The following is a 25,826-nucleotide window of genomic DNA, read 5'->3' as shown; positions in this document are numbered from 1 at the left end:
TCCGGGCGCGTCGATACCGGAAAAGAATTTTCCGCTCTAGGAACCATTTCTCGATTTTGTGGATTCCTTTTACTTGTGCTGATGCTCCTGCCGGCCAGCGCTTACGCCATTTCCGTCGGTGATCCTGTGCTCAACCCGGTCACAGGCGCCTTTGAGACCGTGGTACAGGTTCAGGCTGACGGTTCTGTGCTGACCAACCAGAACAACGTCATCTTCACGCGTGTCGGGGTCGGCGAAATATACGATGTCGACGGCGTCAGCTACGCCGTTGATTCCGTCGTGAAAAACGGTGCCGGGCACATTGTCACCCTTAATCTGAAGGAAAGCGGCGGCACCGCGACGATTGCACAGCCGGTGCTGCAGCCCTTCGTGGATGATCCCAATGGCGGAACCGCAGGCATCATACCCGGCGATCCGGGTGGTCCTGTTTCGGTCGCGATACCGGCAGGCAATGTCAATGTCGTCCACGACCACCGAGCGGGTCCGAGCGGCTCCAGCGGCCGCAATGGCTATGGCGTCGGTGTCTGCATCGGAGCCTGGAAGTTCAAGACCTGCTTTACCGTCGGCCGTGATGGCAATCCGGGCGATCCCGGCCATAACGGGCCGGCAGTCGTGCGCAACATAACAGTCGGAAATAATGGCAATATCCAATCGGTAACGCCGGGCCTGGCCGGCATCACGGTCATCAGCCAGGGCGGAAACGGGGGAAAGGGCGGCGACGCATACGGGGCGAATATCAGTGCCAAGCACGGTGGCGCGGCCGGTCTGGGCGGCCCCGTCAACCTTGCCTCCAGCGTCGATATTTCAACACAGGGTGCCGGAGGGCACGGTATCTTCGCCCAGAGCCGCGGCGGCAGCGGCGGAAATGGCGGCAGCGGTTTTATCTTCGCCGGAAGTGGCAGTGGCGGGCCGGCAAGCGCCGGCGGAACCGTCACCGTAACGAATACCGGCAAGATCCTGACCATCGGCAATGGTGCGGTTGGCATCTTTGCCCAGTCCACCGGCGGCGGCGGCGGTTCAAGCGGCAACAGCTACGGGATCGTCGGCGATGTCGGTACAGCCAGTGTCGGCGGTCATGGCAATACGGTCAGCGTCACCAACGCCGGCGAAATCGAGACACGCGGTTTGGACGCCCACGGCATCCAAGCCCAGTCCATTGGCGGAACCGGCGGCAATGCGGGTGATGCCATCGGCGTTGTCGCCCTTGGCGGGTCGACGCCCGGCGCCGGCGGCGGCAATGGCGGTGCCGTTTTCGTTCGCAACAATACCGGGAGCCGCATTCTGGCCAAGAACAACGGTTCAATGGGCATCTTCGCGCAGTCGGTCGGCGGCGGCGGCGGCAATGGCGGCTTCGCCGCCGGCTTTCTCGCGCTGGGCTCCGGCGGTTCGCGCGGCGGCCATGGCGGCACTGTTGATGTGCGGACACAGGCCGGGAGCTCCATACAGACGGAAGGGATATCCGGCCATGGCATCCTGGCGCAGTCCATCGGCGGCGGCGGCGGGACCGGCGGGTCCGCGGGCGGTTTGGTTGCCTTGGGCGGCAGTGGGGGAGCAGCCAGCCATGGCGGTCAGATCCTCGTCGTAAACCGCGGTTTCATAATCACGAGAAATCATGAAGCGAAAGGAATTTTCGCCCAGTCCATCGGCGGCGGCGGCGGCTCGGCCTCGGGCACCGGTGGCGTCATGTCGCTTGGCGGTGGCGGCGGGTCCGGCGGCAACGGGGGCGTTGTCACGGTCGACAACTCCGGTGCCATCGAAACCAGCGGAATCGGCAGCGACGCGATTCTGGCGCAATCGATCGGCGGCGGCGGCGGTTCGGGCGCCGCCAGCGGCGGCCTTGTCGCGTTGGGAGGTTCGGGCGCACAGGGCGGATCGGGGAGCACGGTCAGTGTCGCTAACAGCGGCACATTGGCGACATCCGGCAGGCGTGCGCGGGGCATCCTTGCGCAATCGATCGGCGGCGGCGGCGGATCCGGCGGAGATACAGGCGGTGCCGTCGCTCTCGGGGGTTCGGGCGGTGTCGCCAGCAGCGGCGGGAATGTGATTGTCAGCAACAGCGGTCAAATCGGCACCTCCGGAAATGTTTCCCACGGCATTCAGCTTCAATCCATCGGCGGCGGCGGCGGCGATGGTGGTTCCGTCGGGGGGCCGGTATCGATCGGCGGGGCGGGTGGTGCGGGTGGTCATGGCGGCATTGTCACGGCGACAAATTCCGGGCGCATCTCAACCGGCGGAAACGATTCGCACGGTATCTTCGCGCAATCCGTCGGCGGCGGCGGCGGCAGCGGTGGAAATTCCTTCGCCGTCGGCCTTTTTGCGTCCGTCGGCATTGGCGGCAGCGGCGGCAATGGCGGGGTCGGTGGAACAACCACGGTCAATCTCGGTCCGCGCACGGTCGTCATCAATGGCGTGCCGACCCAGATCGACCCGCTCATCACGACCGAAGGTGACCGGTCCAACGGAATTCTGGCGCAGTCGGTGGGCGGCGGCGGCGGCAATGGCGGCTTCTCGACATCCATCGCGGCCGGGGTGTTCGGAGCGCTGTCCGTCGGTGTCGGCGGTACCGGCGGTTCAGGCGGGGCCGGCGGCCAGGTTCATATCAACGGCAATGGCGCGGTGACGACACAGGGCGTGAATGCTGACGGCATTCTGGCGCAGAGCGTCGGCGGTGGCGGTGGCAATGGCGGCTCGGTGACTTCCGTCGCGGTTGCGGCAGGCAAGGGCGGCGCGGTGTCCGCATCCTTCGGTGTCGGCGGTTCGGGCGGCGCCGGCGGCATCGGCGACAGGGTTCAGATCCGTTCCGGCGGCTCCATCACAACGAACGGCGTCATGTCGGACGGGCTGATCGCCCAATCCGTCGGCGGCGGCGGCGGCAATGGTGGATACTCTCTCTCCCTTTCGGGCGCGGCCTCCGACACGGCCGCCGTTGGCGTGGCCGTCGGTATTGGTGGCCGGGGCGGTAATGGCGGCAGCGCCGGGGTGGTGGATGTCCACTATGCCGGTACCGTGACGACCAGGCAGGCCGATTCGACCGGGATTTTACTGCAGTCGGTCGGGGGCAGCGGCGGCAACGGAGGCTTCAATGTCTCCGGTGCCGTCGCAGGCGCAGGCACCGCCGCGGGTGCGGTCACCGCCGGTGTGGGAGGTTCCGGCGGCGGCGGCGGTCAAGGCGGTTTGGTCGCCGGCCTGATTAGCGGCAGCGTGCGAACGGACGCCGCCCGGTCGAGCGGGATCGTGGCACAGTCGGTCGGCGGTGGCGGCGGCAACGGCGCATTCAACGTATCGGGCTCGCTTTCAGGCTCGGGCACCGGTGCGGGCGCCGTATCCGTCGGAGTTGGCGGTTCGGGCGGTAGCGGCGGGAGCGGCGGCACCGTGACCATGAACCATACCGGAAACATAACCACCATGGGCGCCGCCTCCAGCGCCTTCGTCAGCCAGTCCATTGGCGGCGGCGGCGGCAATGGCGGCTTCAATGTCTCGTCGGCCGTGTCGGCTTCTACCAGCACGGGCGCCGCGTCCGTCGGTGTCGGTGTCGGCGGCTTCGGCGGCGGTGGCGGATCCGGCGGGCGTGTCATCGCGGACATTGCCGGCAACATCGCCACCGGTGGCAAAGATGCCAACGGGGTACTTGTCCAGTCAGTTGGCGGCGGTGGCGGCAACGGCGCATTCAACGTGACGGGCGGCCTTGCCGCATCGAGCCAGGGCGCCGCGACGGTCGGTGTCGGGGTCGGCGGTTTTGGCGGCGGCGGCGGCCAGGCGGGCGCTGCCACCTTACGGATGACAGGCGACATCACCACCACGAAGGACAACGCCTATGGCGCGCTGGTACAGAGTCTCGGCGGCGGTGGCGGCAGCGGCGGCCTGAACGTCAGCGGAACGGTCTCCATGTCGATCGGCAACAGCGGAGCGATCGGGGCCGGTGTCGGCGGTTTCGGTGGCAGCGGTGGCAGCGGCCAGAACGTCGATGGCAGGGTTGACGGCACGGTGCGCACATCCGGTGCCAATGCGTTCGGCGTCCTGGCGCAGTCGGTCGGCGGCGGCGGCGGCCGGGGCGGCGTCAATATCTCCGGCACACTCAGTCTCGCGACCAAACTCTCAGGAACGGCGTCGGTCGGCATCGGCGGTTTCGGCGGAATCGGGGGGACCGGCGGCAATGTCGATTTCGGCCGCACCGGAAACACGGTCACCACCGGCGTGCTGTCGGACGCGGTGACGTTTCAGAGCATCGGCGGCGGCGGCGGCAACGGCGCCATGAACATCAGCAGCGGCATTGCCGGGACCACATCGGGCACGTCCGCCGCCGTGAACATCGGCGTTGGCGGTTTTGGCGGCAACGGCGGCGCCGCAGGCAATGTCAAGGGCCGCGTGACGGGCGACGTCCTGGCCCTGGGCGTCAACATCCCGGCCGGTGTGCCGTCGGAAATGTTGGCGCTGCTTCGGGCGCAAGGCTCCAACGGCGTTGTCGCGCAGTCGGTCGGCGGCGGCGGCGGCAATGGCGGTGTCAATATCGCGAGCGGCCTGTCGCTCGGCTCACCGGCCGGCGGCGGCAATTATGCGGTGACGCTCGGCCTGGGCGGCTTCGGCGGCGCGGGCGGCAATGCAGGCACCGTCGACCTGGCGGTCCTTGCCGAGCGAAAGGAAGTTTCGGGAACAGTTGTCGCGCAAGGGGTTATCCAGTCCAGAGGATTCGGAAAATCCGCCGTCCTGGCACAGAGCCTCGGCGGTGGCGGTGGCAATGGCGCCATCAATGTGTCGGGCGGCATCAGCATCGATGGCGGGATCACGGCCGGCATCGGCGGATCGGGGGGCAGCGCCGGCATCGGCAACACGGTGATTGCGTCCGTCAGCGGCGATGTGTCGGCGTTTGGTGCGCGGTCCCGTGGTTTTGCAGCACAATCCATCGGCGGCGGCGGCGGTGACGGCGCCATCAACATCAGCGGCGGCATTCAGGCCAACAAAGCATCGGCGAAGCCCTCACTCGTATTTGGTCTGGGCGGTGCCGGGGGCGGCGCCAACGCCAGCGGCACGGTGACGGCAACGCAGAGCGGAACCGTCGTTGCCACCGGCGTGGAGGCCATCGGCATCCTGGCTCAGTCCGTTGCTGGCGGCGGCGGGTCCGGCGGCCTCAACGTCTCGGCCGATGTGACCGCCGGCAGCGGTTACAACGCCACGATCGGCATCGGCGGAAATGGCGGCGCCGGCGCCAATTCCAAAATGGTCACCCTGACCAGCGACGGCGCGGTGACGGTCAATGGTGCCCGCACGTCCAACAACCCGTTTGGAGGAACGCCTCTCGGACCGGCCGGTACGAACTTCGCGGACCGCGCCAACGGCATCCTGGTCCAGTCGGTCGGCGGCGGTGGCGGGTCCGGCGGCGTCAATGTCGCGGGCGCCATTTCGCCGTCCGGCAGCCCTCTGGCCGCCAGTGTCGGTGGAAGCGGGGGTGCGGGCGGCAATGCGGGCGCGGTCCTGGTCAACCGAGGACAGACGAGCCAGGCCCTGCTGCAGACCATTGGAAACAACGCCAATGCGCTGACCGCCCAGTCCGTCGGCGGCGGCGGCGGCGATGCCGGAATCAATATTGTCCTGGCCGCCAGCCTTGCCAATCCGCTCGGCAGCCAGTCCCTGATCCTGGCGTTGGGCGGCTCGGGCGGCGCCTCGGGTTCGGCATCGACGGTCACGGTGAACCAGAAGGGAGAAATCAAAACCGCCGGAAACCAGTCCGTCGGCCTGCTCGCCCAGTCGATCGGCGGCGGCGGCGGCAATGCCAATTTCAACATCGGCGCCGGCTTCAACAAGGACGCAAAGGCGGTCAACCTCGCCATCGGTGGCGGCGCCGGCAATGGCGGAACCGGCGGCGCCGTCACGGTCGATCAGACCGGCAACATCACGACGGCTGGTCTTGGCGCATCCGCAATCATCGCCCAAAGCATCGGCGGGGGTGGCGGCAACACGGCTCTGAGCCTGATCCTCAATCCGGGCACCGGCAAGTCCCTGGACCTCACCATCGGACGCACAGGCGGGACCGGCGGCGCCGGCGGGAACGTCACGGTGACGGCGGACGGCGTTTTCACAACGGCGGGAGACATGGCGACCGCCATCATCGCGCAGAGCCTCGGCAATGGCGGCGGAAGAAGCACGGCGACAACGGTGGCCGTCGGCGCTCAGTCAGGCACCGAAAAGACCAAGAAATCAGCGGCCGCGCAATTGTCGGTGGGGCTTGACGGCGGCAGTGGCGGCACGGGCGGCAAGGTGATCGTCACGGTGGATGGCGTCGTTTCCACAAACGGCCAGGCCTCGCATGGCATTCATGCCCAGAGCATCGGCGGCGGCGGCGGGACCGGCGGCTTTGTCACCAACATCCTGTTCCGGGAAAGTGCCTCTGCCAAAGTCGGCGTTGGCGGCAGCGGCGGAGCCGGTGCCAAATCCGATACGGTCGACGTGACCAGCACCGCGGATATTGTGACAAACAAAGCGGATTCGCACGGTATTCTCGGCCAGTCCATCGGCGGTGCTGGCGGCACCGGCGGCAGTGCCGTGACATTCGCGCCGCTTGTCGGGAGTGCATCGGCCAATGGGTCCAACTCCGTCACGGTCGGTGTCGGCGGCAGCGGCGGCAGCGGCGCGGAGGCGGAAAAGGTCAAAATCGTCAGTTCGGGGACCATTGAGACGAAAGCGGGTCAGTCTGCCGGTATCGTCGCCCAATCCATCGGCGGCGGCGGCGGCAGCGGCGGCCTCGTCATCAACGAGACGTTCGTCGGCGGACAGAATAGCAATGCCGCCAATCTGGGGATCGGCGGCAGCGGCGGCACCGGAGGCCTGAGCCGGACGGTCACGGTCGAAAACACCGGCAATATCAAGACCGCCGGCAAGCGGTCCCATGGCATTCAGGCGCAGTCGGTCGGCGGCGGCGGCGGCAATGGCAGCCTGGTGGTCAACGACACCACATCCAAGCCGATGGCCGGATCGGCCGCCAACAGGCTGGACATCAATATCGGCGGCAGCGGCGGAACCGGCGGCAGCAGCGGAAATGTGACGGTCACGAACACCAATTCCGCCCGCATCGATACCGGCGGCGAAAACGCCCACGGCATCTTCGCACAGGCGATCGGCGGCGGCGGCGGCAATGGCAGCGCTATATTCACGCAGAACATCGCGACGGGACAAAAGAGCATTCTTGCCGGAATCAGCATAGGCGGCGACGGCGGCAGCGGCAGCAGATCCGGAAACGTGCTCGTCACCAATGACGGGGCGGTCCAGACTTTGGGCGATCAGGCCCACGGCATATTTGCCCAATCCATCGGCGGCGGCGGCGGCAACGGCGGGACCAGCATTGCACGGAGCGTCGTGCTGGCAAAAGACATAAACCGCCTCAGCCCCCTGGTTGCCATAGGCGGCAAGGGAGGGTCCGGTGAGGACGCGGGCGATGTCGTCGTCAACAACACCGGAACCATTCGCACCGAAGGCAAGAGCAGCCACGGCATTCTGGCCCAATCCATCGGTGGCGGCGGCGGCAACGCCTCGCTCGGTCTGGCGGTCGCCAATGGCAGCGGCAACGCGATTTCAACGTTGATTGCGAACAACCTTTCGATGCTTGTCGGAAGCAGTGGCGGCGGGTCCGGTGGCCTGGGCGGCAAGGTGACGGTCAACCACTCCGGCGACATCACGGTCACCGGTCAGGGCTCGCAGGCGATCAAGGCGCAAAGCATCAATGGCGGCGGCGGCGGTCTCGTCCTGGACCTGAAACGTGCCACGGCGCTGGGACCCGGTTCGCTCATTCCAATCGGCGGGGGCAGCACATCGGTCAGTTCCAAACCGGCGCTCGAAATCATCGCCGGCGGCAAGGGTACGGAGAACGCGGTCGCCGCGGCGGTATCCGTCAACACGACCGGAACGTTCGGCCTGACCGGCCATCACAATACCGGCAGCAGCATCCAGGCGATCGGCGGCGGCGGCGGCACGACGCTCACACAGCTCGTCCTCGCGCAGACCGCCGGACAGATCGCGGGCGCGATCGAAATCGTATCCACGCTTGGCGGCGAAAACGGCAAGAACAACAACGGCGCCGCCATCACAGGACGCCACGCAGGCGGGCTGATTGCCCTTGGCGCGGATACCCAGGGTGTCCTGCTGCAGAGCATCGGCGGCGGCGGCGGGCGCTCGACATTCACCGTCGATACGACAGACGGCGAGATCGGGCTATCGGCGTTAAGGGCCGGCGGCACCAACGGCACGTCCGAAGCCGGCGGAACGGTGACCTATCAGATTGACGATGACGTTATCGTCATCGGCGAACAGTCCGTCGGCGTCCTTGCGCAGTCCATCGGCGGCGGCGGCGGCTACCAGACCTTCGACACGACACCGCCACCTTCCTCCGTGTCCGCCGCGGCGGCACCCGCCGCACCGGCGCCGGCAGGCTTTGCCGCTGCCGCGCTCGCTGTCCCGCCGCCCGTCGATATCGTGCTCGGCTCCAATGGCGGCACCGGCAATGACGGCAGTGCCGTCAATATCACCAGGCTCGGCGACACAGCGACGGCGGGCGACAATTCCAGCGCACTCGTGCATCAGAGCATCGGCGCCGGCGGCGGCATCGAGCAGGTGAGTGCCGGCGGCGCGCAGCTGAACGTGACGGTTGGCGGCCAGTCCGCCGCGAACGGCGATGGCGGCGCGGTGACGCTGAACAATACCGGCATCGCTTCCACCGCCGGCAGCCGTTCGCACGCGATTGTCCTGCAATCCATCGGCGGCGGCGGCGGCACTGCGTTCCACGACGCCGATGCCAGCCAGGTGAACATGACACTCAGTGGTGCCAATTCCGGAGACGGCGGCGCCGTCACACTGGTGCAGAGCGGCAATGTCGCCACCAGCGGCCGGGAATCTTTCGGCATCGTGCTGCAGAGCCTTGGCGGCGGCGGTGGCTTCATCGACGGGATTTTTTCCGGCACTGCCGGTGGTAGCGGGACAGGCGCCGGGGTCAGTCTCACGCTCGATGGCAATGTCGAGACAAGCCACGAGACATCGACGGCTGTCCTGGCTCAAAGCGCCGGAACATCGGGCGGCAACATTGCGATCCACCTGAAGACCGGCCGGTTGATCGCCGGCGGTGCGAAGGGCATTGGCGTGGACCTCAGGGAAGGCGCTGACAACACCGTCACCAATGACGGTTTCATCACCACCACCGCTTTGGTTGACGGCCTGGCTGTTTCTGGAACCACTGGCAATGACACCATCGAGAACAACGGTCGGGTGACGGGCAATATCGAACTGGCCGGCGGCATCAACGCGTTCAACAACAGGGTTGACGCCGCCCGGTTCAACATGGGCAAGACCGTCGATCTGGGGCTGGCCTCCAACCGGCTGTTCAACAACGGGATCATCGAACTCGCCGATACGGGCAAGATCGAGACGGTGTCCACCACCCGCCTCGGCGGCACATTCGTTCAGACGGCGACGGCCAACATCATGGCCGATTTCGACTTCGTCTCGGGCGACACCAAGGTCGGCAAGATCGACCGCATCGACGCGACCGGTTCGGCGTCGCTCGACGGCACATTCGATTTGTTCGTGGTCAATCCGAATGCCGCCGCGCCCGGCACCCATGAGGTCACGTTCTTCACCACGCAACAGGATATGACATCGCAGAACCTGGTTTTGAACGCGCCGGTTTCGGCCGTCGCCGAGTATGACATCCTGTATCCGAGCTTGCGGGACGCGAAGTTCGAATATGTGATCGACTTCTCGCCCGCCGGCCTGAACCGGAACCAGACTTCCTTCGGCGATTACATCAACAACGTCCAGCTTGCCGGCGGCTCCTCCAAATTTGCCGATCTTGTCGGGACTGTTTTCAAGATCGAAACACTTGATGGCCTGAAGGAGGCCTACAATTCACTCAGCCCGGAGCCCTATGCCACGAGCCTGGCCACGACCACCGTCAGTGTCGGCAATTTCGCTGACGCGATGCTGAGCTGCAGCGACAGGGACGGGAAGTACCGGTTCATCGCCGAACACACTTGCGCCTGGGCGCGGATCACCGCAGTCGAACAGAACTATCGCGGCACCATTGAGAATTTCGCCTACAACGAGACCAGCCAAGGCTTCGCCGCGGGGTTTCAGGGCGATATCAATGAAAAACTGTATCTGGGCATGGCCGGCTCCTACGAGCAGGCCTCATTCCGGTCGGGTTCCAACGCCAGCGGGCAGGGTGAGCGTCCGCAAGCCGGCCTCGTCTTGAAATATGTCGATGGCGGCACAAAGGTGGCCGGATCGCTCATCGGCGGCCTCGGTTCCTTCGACACGAGCCGCGTTGTCAATGTCGGCACGGTGGGCGGCATTGCCACGGCGACGCAGAAGGTGGGGTATCTGTCGCTCAATGTCAGGCTGGCACATCTCTACGATTTCGGCGGCATCTATCTGATGCCGACGGTCGACGGCGCGGCTACCTACATGCACCAGAAGGGGTTTACCGAAACCGGCGGCGGCCTCACCAATCTGACCATCGACAGCAGCTCGCAGATCTACGGGTGGATCGCACCGCACCTGGAGGCGGGCGGTGAACTCGATCTCGGCGCGTCGGTGCTCCGGGCCAAGGCCAATGTCGGCGTGCTGCAGCATATCGGAGAGGTGCCGGCGGTCGCGGCCAGGATCGACGGAACCCCGGCCGGCGTTCCCTCCGCCATTATCAAAGCCGGCCAGGATGATACGCTGCTGACTCTTGCCGCCGGTCTGGACTGGATCGCCGCCAACGGCGTCAGCCTGCAGGCGAATGTCAGCGGCCAGTTCGGCCCGAACACCACGAACAAGCAGGGTTCGCTGAAATTGACGGTTCCCTACTAATTCGGACGGGGTGGCGGACATCCGTCGGTGAACCGCGACAACAAGGGGGATGAACAACATGTTTCTCAGATTTGGTGACGGCAGGAGTGCAGTGCCGATGGCTGCACTCTTGGTCTCGATAACCGGGTTTGTCTTGAATTCCACGGCAAAGGCCCAAGATGGTGGCGCGCCGGACAATGCCAGGAACTGGAATGTCGTCTGCGTGTCCGCCGGCCGCGAGGACACCTTGGCATGCACGATGGAACAGCAGATCATTGTCCGCGAGACCGGTCAGCGGCTGGCGCGCCTGACGATCAAGACGACAAAAGCCGCCGAGGACGGTTTCGCATCGCTGCTGCTGCAGGTTCCCCTGGGATTGTCCATCGTCGACGGCCTGTCCATGCAGGTGGACCAGGCCGCACCGATCACGATTCCCATCCAGACCTGCGACGCCAATGGCTGCTACGGCGGACATATCGTCGATCAGGCACTGCTTTCCGCCCTGCGCGCCGGCAGCCAGCTTGTCCTGAGCTTTTTCGATCTTCAGAAACAGAAGATCGACGCCAATTTCACGCTGGCGGGTTTCACGGCGGCTTACGCGAGGATCGATTAGCGATACGCGCAAACTGACAGATGGGCCAGATCGGCGCGGACGACCAGGCCGCCGCTTGTAAAAGACTCTCCTGACCGCGTTGGTTACTGGCCCGTGATTTGAACCTGCAATGCCTGCCCGACACGGTTGGAAGGTCTCCGGTCGCGCGTTTGGTGATTTTCCACATGTTTTTATTAGCAGTGTGAGAAATTAGCGTAAGCAATTTCAAAGGCTTAGAATATTGACGGTATTTCTGACGGTATGCGCGAATTGCCGCAGACAAGATTGCCATGAAATCAGCGACTTATCTGCCCAATTGATCATCGAATGGGAGTGAGGAGCGGTTGAAGCGCGCAGCACTTCAACGCAAAGATCCGGTGGACCTTTTCGAGCGACGAACGCCCTGAGAGCTGCGCTCGAAGGGCTGGCGCTATGGCACTTGGATCCGTGTTGATCGCGGTTGACCAGTGTTCTCACAAGCAATTGATATCAAGAATTTTTCCATCATCATCCAATGTCCGCCATGTGCGGACATTGCGGTGAAGCAAAAAATATTGACGGTATATTTGACGGACCTCCATGCCCCTGATTTTGGCGACTCCTGCCGGTACCGTCACCGATATGGTCGCTCTTGACGGTATCTTTGAGTGCCATCGAGCTGAACTCATTGAAGAAATATTGTGAAAACGGCCCCGAATAGGGCTGACGGTACCTTTGTGCCGAAGAAGGCCGTATGCTCGCCGATCCAGAAATTAAGCATCTGAAAGGAAAAGCAAGATCAAGGAAATCCGCTGTGTGACCCGGCGAGGCAGCTTGACTTATTGGCCCGTAAAGATTGGCATATCGGGGTGAGTTGAGCCTGTACTGCAACTTGAAATGGTGATTCGGCATGCATATCTAAACGTGGGGCACTTCGGATTGGTCCGATAAAAAACAGGTACTTAGGAGCCATGTCGATGCATCCCACACACCGTCAGTTGGAATACCTCGTAGCGGTCACCGATACCGGACATTTCGGTGCTGCTGCACGCCGCTGCAATGTTACACAGCCCACTTTGTCCGCGCAGATTCAACTTCTGGAAGACCGGCTTCATGCCAAGCTGCTCGACCGTTCACCGAGCGGCGCGCGGCCAACACCTCTTGGGGAAATTGTCGTCGGACTGTCACGCCATGCGCTGGCCACGATTGAAGAGATCGAAAATGTCACCCGCAAAGCGGCCGACAATCTGGGCGGGCTGATCAGGCTGGCCACCTTATCGACCGTTGGGCCATACTTCCTGCCGTATTTGTTGCCGCGGTTGAGTGAGGACTATCCGGGACTAGAAGTTATCATCCGCGAGGAACGGCCGCAGCAATTGGAGCAGGGACTTCTTGCCGGCACTTTTGACTGTGCCCTGACACGGGCGCCCGAAGAGCAGGGGACCCTTGTCTTTCGGGAACTGGTTTCCGATCCGATGTGGCTCGGCATCCCGGCTGATCATCCGCTGGCCGCTGAGCCCATCATCCGTCCCGAAATGTTGACGGGTCAACAGATGATGACGTTAGGATCGGAACACGGAATGCCGCCCAGCGTACGGCAATTCCACGACTCCATCGGCGCCGAGGTAAACCATGACTATGAGGGCACCACGCTTGACGGATTGAGCCAGTTGGTGTCCACCGGCAAAGGGATGGCGCTGCTTCCCCGATCCTACATCACTTCGAACCTCTGTGACGACAACAGGATCGTATTCCGGGAGGTCGAAGGAAGGACATTGACCCGATCGGTCGGCCTGGCGTGGCGCGACGGCTGTGTACGCAGTTCGCAATATGAAGAGCTGTTTGAGCAGTTCAATAAAACACTGGAAGACATGAGGGGCACGCTGTAAGCACAATGCCTCAGCGGACCGCTTTTCCGAAGACGGTCGGCCAATTGCCTTGCTGCACGCATCGCGATGTTTCGATGTCGTGGCGATGCATCATCTGTGCAAGTGGGTTCAGAACCGCTGCCGTTCAACAAATTTCGAAAACAGGCCGCCCTTCTTGAGCAGGGTCTCGGCATTCCCGGACTCGACGATACTGCCGTTTTGCATGACCAGGATCACGTCCGCATCCTTTATCGTGGAAAGGCGGTGCGCGATGACCACCCGCGTCAGGTCCAGTCTCGCAAGCGAGTCGGCAACTATGGCCTGTGTGGCATTGTCCAAAGCGCTGGTCGCTTCGTCCATGAATAGAATACGCGGATTGCCGGCCAGGGCCCGCGCGAGCATCAATCGCTGTCTCTCCCCACCCGATATAGTCCCGCTATCGTTGAGAACGGTGTGCATCTGCATCGGCATGGCCTTGATCGTCTGATCGAGGCCAGCCTTCCTCGCGGCCTCCCAGGCGGCCTCCATGCTAAGCGGGCGCGAGCCGGCGATGTTCTCAAAGATCGTTCCACCCAAAACCTCTGCATTTTGCAGGACGGCTCCGAATTGCTGCCGGACAGCGCCGATATCAAGTTTGAAGAGATCCTTGCCATCGTAAAGGACACTTCCGCTCTGCGGTTGCTCGAATCCGAGCAGCAGCCGAAGCAATGTCGATTTGCCGGAGCCCGAAGGGCCGACAATAGCGACGAACTGACCGGGTTCGATTTTCAATGACACGTTGTTGATGATGGCAGGGCCTTCCTCGAGATAGCCGGAGGTGACGCCATTTAACTCAATGCGGCCGAGGAGTTCGCCCGGCGGTAGGGATTCGGCCGAGGTTTCCGGCTGTGTGTCCAGGATCGGTTTCAATCGCTCAAAGAGAACAACGGCGATCAATCCTAATGGAACGCTGTTCAGCATCCCGGTAATACCGACGAGAAAACTGCCGAAAGCGGTAGTGAAGGCAACAAAATGCCCCGTCGCGGGCAGTTCATTGAACAGGAATTCAACAACGGCAAAAAAGACCGCACTTGCAAACAACGGGATAACGATGTTGAAGGCACGCAGCACGTTCTCGATCGAGCGTGCATTGTAGTCATGTATGCGCTGCTGGTTGTGCAGGCTGATCAGTTTGGATGCGATGCGATTTTCGGCGCCTGCCACGCGGAGTTTTTTTATCGTCGCTAGGACCTGTGCCGACAACCCGGCGAGGTTGTCCTGCACCGCGATCGCCTTGCGTAACTGCCGCAGTTTCAGCAGGTTCGCGACAACTGCCACCGTAACTGTCAACACGGTTATCAACACGGCGGCGATGGTCAGCCAGCCGCCATAAACGATCATGACCACGAAATTCAATGACGAGAAGACGCCGCCCAGCGCGGCTGTTACCACGCCCTGCGACAAAACCATCCGCATCTGCGACAGTCCCATGGCGCGCATCGCCAGATTACCGGAATTGAACCTTCGGAAGAAACTTGTGGGCAAGTGCATGAGCCGATGCCACAGCGCCGCCTGTGTCTGCGCCTCGAAGATCGTTTCCATCCTCAGCAGGGCCGTCGCCTGGAGGAACTGGAAAATGGCCACGACGATCGCGACGGAGACTAGGACCGCGGACATCTCAACGACCAGCCGCTGAGCGCTTTGTGGTATCGCGCTATTGATCAGGAACGCCGTAACAGAAGGGGTTATGAGACCAACCAGCGCGCCGGTCACGCCAAACAGCAAAAGGAACGCAAGGTCCCGCTTGCTACCGCGCATTCCCGTTTTGACCAGATCGCGGAACCCGATCCTGTCTTTCAGAAGCGTCGGATATACGGCACGTGCCAACTCCGACACCTCTTCGGCCAGCCTGCCGTCGACGCGAACGGTTTGTCCGGTTGCGGGGTCGAAACAGGAATAGCCGCTGCGGTCTGCCGACCACATTGCCAAAGGTTGCCCGGTCTTGGTCCACGCGATCATGGGAGCACCGGCTGATTTCCACCACTGACCGGACAATTGGACTACACGGCTTGCCAGATTGGCGGATGCAAACAATTGACTCAAGCGCGGTGGTGCGTCTGTCGCGCCGGCACTGATGTCGCCTTTTGGCGCGCCGGTGTTGAGGATTGCCGCCAGATGCGCGACAGCCTTTGTCAGATCGTCTGCCGAGCTGAGTTCATGTGCGACCGATTTCGCTTGCCGGTTGACGACAAGGGCGTCGCTGAAGGCATTGCCGAGCAGTTCATCGTCCCGTTGCTCACGGCGGCGCTGGCGTTCCAGCGTGTCAGCCCGGTTCAGGTCGATGCCCCTGGCAATGCCCTTGAGGACGCTGCTGTGAAACTGTGCGAGGGCCGGCCATAGCAGCCCCTCATCAACCACTTGCCTGGTCGTGAAGATCGCCAGCGGCCCTCCTGTCTCCGGCATTATCCAGGCGTTCCCGGATACCGGAAACACATCAACGCCAGGGGTCACCTCAACCGTGTCGCAATAGACAAATCTGTCCAGGCCATGGATCCACAGGGTTTCTCCATCCGGTGCGTAGCGGTTTTGAGGCTTGGCAACGACGGCGCGGTTTCTCGAAAGATGTTCACCCATCACCGGCTTTGGTGAGGCGCAGGCGCACATGGCCGCGGTCAGGCCGTCGACCCAGCCATTAATGCCGTTGACGAGTGCCGGTGTGATGCCCGTTTCCCTTTCGAGCCTGGCGAGAGGCAGCGTGACGAGCGACGTATCCGCGTGACCGCGTACAATAAGGCCGCCTGTGGCGCAGTTTTCACCCGGTTCGATGCCGAATAGCAAATCGCCAGTCTCCGCTGTCAGGACGTAGGTCCGCAGCCCGGTTGGATTGCCGTTCTCATTCAGTTTTGTCACGAAAAGATCGACCGTGCCCTCAGCCACATACCAGCAAGTCGAAGGACCGATCAGGGAGACGGGACCGGCACCACAAGACGAAACCGGAACCCCCTCGCGCATGCATAGCGAGCGCAAGCTGACAGTCTCCGGAAGACCGATCTTCGGCCGCTCAGTATTCAACAAGGTTGCGATAACGGCCTCCTGCCTTCATCAATGAACGGTGTGTCCCCCGCTCGACAACATTGCCCTGATCAAGCACCAGAATCTCTTCGGCGTCGCGAATGGTCGACAGCCGATGGGCGATGATCAGGCAACTGCAACCCCGCCTTTGTATGTTTCGATCAATCCTTTGCTCGACCAACGCGTCAAGCGAACTGGTGGCCTCGTCAAGAATCACGAGGCTCGGCTCCAAAGCCAGGGTTCTCGCAATCTCAAGCCTCTGTGCCTCGCCTCCGCTGAGATTGGATCCGCCCTCCAGGAGATGGTCTCCATAACCGCCCGGCCGGCGATCAATGACATCGTGGATTTCGGCATCCTTCGCCGCCCGGATGACGGTTTCCAGGGAGATCGTCGAATCCCAGAGGGTCAGATTGTCGTAGACGGATCCCTCAATCAGGAAGATGTCCTGCGAGACCCAGCCAATTGAACTCTCGCGAAGCGACGGTCGGATTTCATGAATGGGAATACCGTCATACAAAATCTCACCGTCAAGCGGCCTGTAAAGGCCGGCGACAAGTTGTCCGACCGTTGATTTTCCGCTGCCCGTGGTGCCGACGAGCGCGACCCGCGTGCCGGGCTCGATGACCATGTCCAGGTTTTCTATGAGGGGAGGCCCTGACTGCGAAAAGCCGAAAGTCACATTTCTCAGCTCGACGCGGCCTGACAATTTGGTTTTGTCCGCCGCCATTTTTACAGTCGGACGCGTGAACCGCGGGGCAGCATCATGTTTCAAGATGTCATTGACCCGGGTGAGTGACGCGCTCACGCTCTGCAACTCACTTATGAACTGAACCAGCCCTTCGAAAGGCCGGGAAAAGGCGGTCATCAGCGCCAGAAAGGCGACGAGACCGCCAATCGTAAGGGCGCCTTCGACAATTCGGAAGCTGCCAAAGCCCAGTATGATCGCAGTCGTCAACGTCAAAGCCATGCTTGGCAGGATGCCGATCAGGTTTGTGATCCGACCCAGTTTTTGCTCGGTATTGACCGTTTTCGCATGGTTGCCGGCCCAACGCGAAAAAACCTGATCCTCGCCGCCGCTGGCCTTGACCGTGTCCATTGAGCGAATGCCAAGCAGCCCCAGACCCAGCAGCATTCCATTCTCAGTTTCGAGTTTCAGGCTGGTGTTTCGCAATATGCGCCTTGCCTTGATGCTTGCGATCGCAGCAATCACGTTGATGCCAATACCAATGACCGTGAGCCGGACATCGTAGGCCAGCATGACTGCGGCAAAGAAAGCGACGCTCAGGAAGTTTGCAAAGATGCGCCCAACCTGGCCGCCGAGCGATTGAGCGATCGAGTCATTGGCCAGGAGCCTGGCCACCAGGTCGCCGGGATTGCGTTGGGTGAAGAACCGAATCGGTAGCTTCAGCAACCGGATGATGAAATCCGCGGACCCGGTCAATGAGAGCTTGCTCTCGATGCGCATCAGGCACCATTCTTGCAGCCAGGCCATTGTCGCGTAAGCGATCACGGCGACAATCATCGCCAACAGCAATGGACGCAGCATCTGGTCGACATCCTGTATCAGGATGTTGTCGATGAAAATCTTTGAGAAGGTGGGAACCGCCAGACCGGGGACGATCAGAAGCAGGCTGACCAGAATAAGCATGATCACGCCGCCGCGGGCCTGCTGCAATCGCGAGAGGATATCGCGGGTGACTCCTGGACGTCTTCCTGAGCGTTCAAATGACGTAGTGGGCTCGAAGGCTAGCGCCAATCCGGTGTAGGAGCCGCTGAACTCGTCCAGCGTGACCGTGCGCGGGCCGGATTCCGGGTCATTCAGATGCACACATCCCCTGCCAAAACCTTCGACGACAAGAAAATGCCGGAATTCCCAAAAGACGATGAACGGTGCGCGAAGCCGGGAGGTCTTCGCCAGGTCGTAGCGATAACCCTTGGCTTCAAGCCCGTAGCCACGCGCTGCCCGAACGATGTCCGCTGCATTGCAGCCGTCCCTGGAGACATTGCAAACGGCTCTCAGCTCATCCAGTGGAACCCATTTGCCGAAATACTCCAATATGATCGCAAGCGAGGCTGCGCCGCACTCGACAGCCTCCATCTGGATGACGGTGGGTGTGTGCACGCGGCTCATTGTAAACCGCTCCACCGTTTGAGGGTTGGCAGTACGAGGGTGATCGGTGACTGCTCACGGACGACCACAGACACGCTGGCCAGCGTTCCCGCTGTAACGGCAGCCGGTGTCGGCTTATCCGAGGTCCAGACGAGCTTTCCATCCGGCGTGCGCTTCATTGCCACATGCGCAAGAAGAGGCGCACCCCCTTGCATGAACTGGTCAACCAGCTCACGGTTCCGCAGGGTTGCGAACAAAGCTTCCGCCGACATCGGAAACCGTGAGACTTCGGTCACCGAGCCGATGATCGTGCCATACTCCTCCTGCTTGAACGTCGCAGGTGAAATCCATACTGGCATCCCCGGTTCAACCAGTTTTGCATCCGTTGCGTTGAGGAAAGCCAGGGTGTCCAGGTGCGCGCTGGGCATGATGACCGTCAGAACCGGATTGCCGGCGTTCAGGTACGTGCCTTCGATTGCGATGATCGTGGACACTTCGCCCGAGACAGGAGTTCGGATTGTCCCGGTCCGCTCAAGCTCATCTTCAAGTTCATGAACATTTGCAAGCCGTTCGGAGTGCCGAGTCTCCAACTCCAGGATTTTTTGGTTCCACTGTGTAACCCTTTCTTCGCGCTCCAGCGAAAGTTGAGCGATTTCGTTCCGGACAGCCTCCATTTCCTGTTGTGACTGAAAGTACTCGGTTCTGATCTCGTCGACCCTGGCGACGACCGTATATCCGCGCTCCAGGAGTTCCTCCTGGCCAGCCAGGCGCTTTTCATAGGCTTCGGCCATTTCGGTTGCCTGGGCGAGGCGGCTTTCCAACGCCGTCCGGCGCAATCGTTGCAGCCGGTCATATTCGGCAAGCTCGGTCCTTTTCGTTGTCAGGTTGTCGTCGATCGCGTTGTGAGCTTCATCGGCGAGGCGCCGGGCCTCCTCCAGGCGACCAGCCAGTCCCGGGTTCGAAACGATGCCCACGACGTCGCCGGCGGCGACCACGTCGCCCTGCTGCACATTGAGCCGGGCAAGTGTGCCGCTGCCCTCCGCCACTACCTCTGTGAGTTCGGTGTCCTCGTAAATAATGAATGCCGGCCCGCGCACGCTTGTGTGGATGGTGCCCATAACGCTCCAGGCAAGAACGACACCAAACCCGAAGAACAGCACCACAACAAGCAGCCATGTCATGGGAGACGTGACTTTGATGGCTTCTCTCAGTTCCTCGGGCGATGAAAGCCTTTTGAGTGCTTCAGGGCGATACAACATTGTTCACTCCACTGTGGTGGCGCACGGGCGGCCGAATTCTGACGTCACACTGTTCACCGGGCCGACCAGGATGGGAGATGGCTCGGCGTCTGCGCATTGCGGCTGAAACCGACCACCCGGGCTTGCCGACGCCGGACCAGACCTCTCGACCTCTACACGGGCTCCATTGTTCGCGTTTCTTGAACGGCGGAGACCATGGGCGAGCGGTCGTACTCGAAGATCACTTTTCCGAAACGGTCCTTGTTGAGATAGGTGTCCGTCAGGAATGCTCCCGTGTCGCTTGGCGCAATGCGGGAGTGGACCGGAACGGGCAGCCGGCCCGCCGCGCAGTCGTCCAAGGCGGCCTGCAGATCGCCGGTTTGCCCAAGGCAGTTACCGATGATCGTGATGTTCTTCATCATAAGACCGGCCATGAGATTAGTCGGGTTGATGGGTGCAATATCGGAGTCCCGGCCAATCAGCGAGGAGTGCTGGTCGGCGATGCCGCAGGTGGTATAGCGTCCGCCCATGGCCATCAGGTTGGTGATTTCCGGGACATAGACGTCGGAGAACGGGTCAATCACCGCATTGAAGCCACCGAATGCGCCGATGCGCTTCATGAGATCCGGGCTGTCGGACCATCCCCGCTGGCTGGGGTCAACGACGATCAGTTCGCGCAAGCCGAGCGCCAAAAGTTCATCACGATGGCATTCTGACGTGGACAGGCCGTAGACCTCGACCGGGTGGTTCTGCAATGCACAGATGGCGAACAGGGAGGTGCTCGATTTTGCACTGGTCACCAGCACCTTGTCGCCATCTTGAAGGTTTAGGCGGCGGATCATGCTGTAGGCCGTCTGACCTCCAATTGTAAAACCTGCTGCAATATGGTCAGGGATGCCTTCGGGGAGCCGGATCAGCTTGCGCCGATGCATGATTTGCAGTTCGCGCGAGCCCTGATTGGTCGGCAGCCCGGGCATCACTCCCTGAACACCGCTGTCGGGATAGGCGCCATCACCGATGACACGGTCACCGGGTTTCAAGTCCGTCACCTGACGGCCCGTGGCCAGAACCTCGCCGACGAATTCCGACCCGATCACATAGTAGTTCTTTCGGTGTTGCGGTTTCGCCATATGAAGCGCCAGGGCCCGGTCGCGGTAGTTGCAGGAAAAGGCGTGAACCTTGAAAAACACCCTGTCCGCATTCTCCGCCGCATCCGGATCAAAACGGAGTGCTTCGGTTTCGATGATGGCGTTGCGTAGAGGAACGCCCTCCAGCTCGAAGATACTCTCGGTGCCTTCCACAATTTGGCCGCCGGTGTAGTCTGGGCCGATGATGCAAAGCTGTCTCATTGGACTTTCCTTTCTGATCAAGCCGTTGCTGATTACGTTGCGAGGCTTCTGTCGCTGGCCGTCACGGCCAGCACATTCGGTACAAGGCTCGGATCGGCGAGCCGCAGCAGTGCCCAACCAATGCCAGCAGCTCCATTGAAGAAGCACGGATTGTCGCCGTCCTTTCCGGCGCGCCACTGGAAGGTGCCATTGTCTTCGGCTATCGACAGAACCTTGGCGACCAGGGCGTCGGCGTCACGCTGAAGAGCGTTGTCCTGTGCCGTCCGTGCTGCTTCCATTAAAAAGCTGGCGCGGCCCATGTTGCCGCAGAACAGTTCGTCGACTTGCGTTATCGGTGCATCACGTACGGTTCGTACCGCCCGCTCCACATCCCTCGCACAGCCGTCCGACAATCCGTCGATCTTTGCGAGCTCCAGCCTTGCCATGCCCACCCCGGCCGCACCGTTGGCGTAGTCGGGAACGCACGGGGCGTCGGAAACCATCTCCTTGTCGGCAACATTTCGCAGGTCCGGCCAGCCACCGCAGCGTTCAAGCAGGTCGTGCTCGTAATCGAGCCCCTGCCGCGCAGCCTCGTTATAGGCGCATGTGCCAAGAAGCTGCCCGGCCCGCCCGAGCGCCAGGGCAATCCCGCTTGCGCCGTGCATCAGCCCCGCCTGCGGCAGCATCCACGTCCGGTCCCGCCATGCCTGACCGCCAAACATGGTGCTGGTGCGGCGCGCCACAATCAGGTCAGCGCAGGTTCGGATGTGGCTTTCGATAGCCGCATGGGGGTGCTGGCGGTATAAGGTCGCGAGGCCGATCAACGCGCCGGCCACTCCTGAGAACAGCCCGTATTCCTTGCTGTCCTTGATGATCTCATCAGTCAGCTTTCCGGCATAGGTCAGGGCCGTGTCAAGCAGTCGTGGTTCGTCCAGCAAAGTCGCGAGATTCACGAGACCGTAAATCAGTCCGCCGACACCACCGTCGAGCCCGAGCGGTGCGATGCGCATCGCCGCCTGCAGCCTGTGCGGATCGTCAGCAGCGGCGTCGAGCAAGGAGGCAATCGTTGAAAGCGAACGGGTTCGGTAGATGTCATCTTCCGTGGCGCGGTAGAGCGCTGCATAGAACAAGGAGATACCCATGGTTCCGGTAAAGAGCGATGGTCCAAGGGCCTGAAGCTGCAGCGTTCGCTCATCCGACGAAATCGGTGCGAGGCCCAGCCACGTGACACCCTTGCCGGCGCAGATCGACGCCTGTTCGATAGAATCCGCAAGGTCCAGCGCGGCGCCCACCAGTCGTTCCTTCGAGGCCGACCTCAACGGAATGTCCGCTGCCGCGATCTGCGGTCCGCTGGCGTTGGCGACCGTTGCGGTGGCATTCAGCGCCTGCTCGATTATCAGGCGGTCGCGACGCAGAAGATCTCGCTCCGGAGAGCGCAGGCGCAGGCGCACTTCGTCGAGACATGGCGCCCGGAAGTAGTCGCGGACCACGGTACCATCGCCACAGATGAGATCCTTCGACGTGGTGCGTGCCTCAAAGAAGGGAATGTTGAACTCCGACATTGAGGTGCGCTCATAGGCGCAGACTTGAGCGATAGGCAGCACGACATCCTGCGTCAGCGACGAGCGGTAGAGGAAATCGAAGTTCTGGCTCCAGGCGGCGCCGTCGCAGACCGAGTTGCGCCCCAGTGCGCGCTGCTGCAGCATGGCGTAGATCCGGGTCGGCCTTAACACCGGCCGGAACGTCACATTCTCGAAGCTGTCCAGGGGACCGCCGGGCGCCGCGATGTCGGCCCCGCGCCGACACAGGAAATCGAACATCGCCTCGTAGCCGGCAATCAAATCGCCCTCGAAATCCTTCACCCGCAGGGGTGTGCCGTCCAGGCTCGGCACGTTGCTCGGAGCATCCGAACCGCCGGCGCCGGGCTTGCCCGACTTGCCCTGTTCTCCAGCGGCGTTGGCGGCTTTCACCGTGGCCGGCGGTTCATGGATATCGAGCCCGCCCATGAGAACCGCTGCGCCGCCTGGAATGCCTATCCAACCCGGCAGGTAGCCGGTCGAATAGACGGAGTCGTCAAGGCGTTTGAAGGCGTCCAGCAGGGCCCGTTCCGAGTCGTCGATCACCGGCACGTCCTTCGTTCGCGCCACCATGATCGTCTCCAGATCAACCGGAACCGGTACGGATCCGCAGGCGATTACGTTCTCGAAGTGAAAATCGTTACCCTGCAGCATCCGGATAAGGCACAGAGTCGCGCCGGAGCGGTGGAAGAAGCGTCGTGCCTCGTCAAGGCTCGCACAGTCTTTCGGCGACAGCCACTCGACCCAGCCATAGCCGTCGCAGGCTCGGGCCTTCGGCCTGCCGGCCGATGCCGGCGCCTGGTTGCTGTCAAGCCAGTCCAAAAGATCGGCCCAGGCCAGATCGATGCTGAGATCCTTCGGCTTGTAACCGATGCGAAGGCCGCTTTCGAATGTGACCTTGTAAACCGATCGGCCGCCATTGTGCAGATCCGAAAGACCCGCTCCGATGCGGGCGACCCGGTCAGTCGCCGCTCCACCGCTGATGGCGGCGATCTCCGTGGTCAGATCGCCATACAGCCGCTCCATGAATTCCAGGGTTACCGACTGCCACTGCCCGACGACGCTCGACAACAGCCGGGCAAGCACCGGACGATCCGAAAAGAAGGCCTTGAGTCCTTGTTTTCGCAGGTCCGCGGCGAAATCCGCGACCCGTTCCTCGAGGCTGGCCGATGTATGGTTGCCCGCAAAAGCCATGAGGCCGAGACCGCCTTCGGCCGCGTGAAGTGTCAGACTGAACCTGTCGTTTAATGCCCGCACACAAATATCAGTCAACGGCTTGAGCAGGGCGCGGTCCAGATCGCGGAGCGCCTGTTCATGGAAGAGCGACAGCCACCGGTCGTCGGCCTGCTCATCGCGCCGTTGTCGCGCTGCGGCGACCAGCGGGTAGAACAGCTGCTCGAAAGGCTGCAGCGGTTCACCGTCCGGCGTGACACTGTCCTGTGGCGCAGGTTCCGCCTGAAGGGCGGGAAACAGCCATGCAAAGGTATCGATCCAATCGGGCCGTGGTTGAGCCGGCGCCAGAGCAACGTCGCCGAACAAGGGTTTGATCCGACCGGCATCAAGTCCTCGATGCGCGCAGATCTTGTCCAACAGCCCCGGGTCGCCGCCGGACGCCGACGAACTCCAGGCATTAAAAGACGCGTCCGCTCTGGCGTCGGATTGATCCGGCGCGATCGGCACATAATTGCCTGACAGGCGTTCGTCGAGTGTGCTGGCGCGCGCGGCGAGAGCCAGCAATTCCTCATCGCTGAACGCTTCAGCGTGCGGCGTATTATCGAGAACCTGTAGCTGATCGGGCATTTTCGCTTGGTTGGCCATTTCGTGTCTCCGGCGTTATTGCGTCGCGGTGTGAACCGCGTGTTTTTTAGTGGACGCCGTCGTGTCTGCGGGGTGTTGTCTACCGCACGCTGGCGTCCCCTGGATGAATCTGGATGTAAGTGGGGCAGGCAGGTGGCACCAATCTTTTGTTCCGATCTACCCGATAGAAGAAATGCTATCGTCCGGGCTGTTCCGGCGCCGCATTGCCACAGGCCATTGCGCACAGTGAAACCACCGGCTCTGCGGGCCGGCGGTATTGCCATTTGTCACGGGCGTTCAGGCAGCCTGGATGTGATTGGGTTGGATCATTTGCCCCACCCGTCGGGCGAGGCGGTTTCGGCCTGGGACATCGTTGGCCTGCCCTTGTGATGGTTACCCGCTGCGCCGGCGGGCTGCCGCTGACAGCTTCGCCGAATTAGGCAGTTTTCGCCGAGTGGTGGGCCGACACTACGGCAGAAGACACGAAGCTGGTGGAGGCCATCATTGTTTGATTGGTTGGCGGGCACATTGCATGCGCTCACAGATATGCCGCCGCCATGAACTCTGCCTGGCGGCGGCGCTGGCGGTGTGGCCTGCAGACAGAGATTGGGACGGATGCGCCCAAACCCTCCGATAGGAGGCCATTCCAACGAATGTCCTGAAAACACGTCTCAGTTCGTTCACTTAGGCGTGAGTACTGTTAGTGCAGATACCGATCCCGACAAGACGTAGCTGAGCGGCAACGTTGCGGTCGTAATACAAACGAACGATGTGCCACCCTGGGCGCCGAGGAGGTCTGTGTCTGCGATTTCACCTTCCGACGGCGCTGCCGGAATGTAAACGTGCTTCACGTTCTCGGTGTCGCGGACAACCCGGATCTCGACATCATCGGGGATCTGTCCGCCCATCTCGGCAAAGACGGCTTTCGGGTCGCTCTGCAGACGGTCCGCGAACGCATCGTCGGTCCAGACCTTGTTGAGCAGTTCCACACGTGCGTCCGAGGCTTCTCTCGGATTGATATTCAATTTGGACATGGTATTTCTCCATTTCTGGAATGCGGTTACAGATTACTTCGTCAAGGCGCTGATACCGGCCGAAGCACCAGCACCAATGGTGGCGAGCACGGTGACAACGGTGATGTAGCACAAGGGGCCTGATGTGCCGCCCTGGGCACTAAGAAGGTCGCCGTCAGCGATTTCGCCCTCCCAGGGCGCTGCCGGGATGTGCAAGTGCTTGACCTTTTCGGTGTCGCGCACGACCCGGATCTCGACATCGTCACCGACCTGGCTGCCCATTTCGGCAAAGACGGCTTTCGGGTCGCTCTGCAGACGGTCTGCAAAGGCATCGTCGGTCCAGACTCTTTTGAGGAAGTCCGCCTGTGCGGCGTGGGCTTCTCTCGGATTGATATTCAATTTGGACATGGTATTTCTCCATTTCTGGAATGCGGTTACAGATTACTTCGTCAAGGCGCTGA

10 protein-coding genes are annotated in these 25,826 nt (G+C 62.0%); 3 read left to right on the top strand and 7 right to left on the bottom strand.

Annotated features, from left to right (window positions below; genetic code table 11):
• Positions 1 to 75: 75 nt before the first annotated feature.
• The 3 genes from OOZ53_RS10925 (at position 76) to OOZ53_RS10915 (ending at position 13,272) form a co-directional block, all read left to right on the top strand.
• Entirely contained in the window at positions 76 to 10,833 is a 10,758-nt protein-coding gene (locus tag OOZ53_RS10925; protein ID WP_271089559.1) for an autotransporter outer membrane beta-barrel domain-containing protein, read from the top strand.
• A 97-nt stretch (positions 10,834 to 10,930) separates the two neighbouring features.
• Positions 10,931 to 11,425 carry an invasion associated locus B family protein gene (locus OOZ53_RS10920; protein WP_271089558.1) on the top strand — a complete coding sequence of 165 codons (495 nt, stop codon included), beginning with the start codon at positions 10,931 to 10,933 and terminating at the stop codon, positions 11,423 to 11,425.
• 935 nt (positions 11,426 to 12,360) lie between these two features.
• Positions 12,361 to 13,272 (top strand): LysR family transcriptional regulator, encoded by a 912-nt coding sequence (locus OOZ53_RS10915; protein WP_271089557.1) that lies wholly within the window; start codon positions 12,361 to 12,363, stop codon positions 13,270 to 13,272.
• Between the two features lie 108 nt (positions 13,273 to 13,380).
• Here the strand turns inward: OOZ53_RS10915 and OOZ53_RS10910 are convergent, their stop codons facing one another.
• From OOZ53_RS10910 to OOZ53_RS10880, 7 genes are all read right to left on the bottom strand, one after another.
• Positions 13,381 to 16,140 carry an NHLP bacteriocin export ABC transporter permease/ATPase subunit gene (locus OOZ53_RS10910; protein ID WP_271089556.1) on the bottom strand — a complete coding sequence of 920 codons (2,760 nt, stop codon included), beginning with the start codon at positions 16,138 to 16,140 and terminating at the stop codon, positions 13,381 to 13,383.
• 151 nt (positions 16,141 to 16,291) lie between these two features.
• Entirely contained in the window at positions 16,292 to 18,433 is a 2,142-nt protein-coding gene (locus OOZ53_RS10905; RefSeq protein ID WP_271089554.1) for an NHLP family bacteriocin export ABC transporter peptidase/permease/ATPase subunit, read from the bottom strand.
• Complete coding sequence (locus OOZ53_RS10900) at positions 18,430 to 19,671, bottom strand: NHLP bacteriocin system secretion protein (protein WP_271089552.1); 1,242 nt, start codon at positions 19,669 to 19,671, stop codon at positions 18,430 to 18,432. The genes OOZ53_RS10905 and OOZ53_RS10900 overlap by 4 nt, the downstream gene beginning before the upstream one ends.
• Before the next feature lie 152 nt (positions 19,672 to 19,823).
• Positions 19,824 to 20,999 carry a quinone oxidoreductase family protein gene (locus OOZ53_RS10895; RefSeq protein WP_271089551.1) on the bottom strand — a complete coding sequence of 392 codons (1,176 nt, stop codon included), beginning with the start codon at positions 20,997 to 20,999 and terminating at the stop codon, positions 19,824 to 19,826.
• A 32-nt stretch (positions 21,000 to 21,031) separates the two neighbouring features.
• Complete coding sequence (gene lanM / locus OOZ53_RS10890; protein ID WP_271089549.1) at positions 21,032 to 24,373, bottom strand: type 2 lanthipeptide synthetase LanM; 3,342 nt, start codon at positions 24,371 to 24,373, stop codon at positions 21,032 to 21,034.
• Between the two features lie 659 nt (positions 24,374 to 25,032).
• Positions 25,033 to 25,386: a nitrile hydratase subunit alpha gene (locus OOZ53_RS10885; RefSeq protein ID WP_271089548.1), complete on the bottom strand. Its 354-nt coding sequence runs from the start codon at positions 25,384 to 25,386 to the stop codon at positions 25,033 to 25,035.
• Positions 25,387 to 25,419: 33 nt separating this feature from the next.
• A complete protein-coding gene (locus OOZ53_RS10880) occupies positions 25,420 to 25,773 on the bottom strand; it encodes a nitrile hydratase subunit alpha (protein ID WP_271089547.1) in 354 nt (117 codons plus the stop codon).
• Positions 25,774 to 25,826 lie beyond the last annotated feature (53 nt).

It is taken from the genome of Allohoeflea poritis, from assembly GCF_027889715.1.
Taxonomy (GTDB): domain Bacteria; phylum Pseudomonadota; class Alphaproteobacteria; order Rhizobiales; family Rhizobiaceae; genus Hoeflea_A; species Hoeflea_A poritis.
This window is presented reverse-complemented; position numbering and strand designations above follow the sequence as displayed.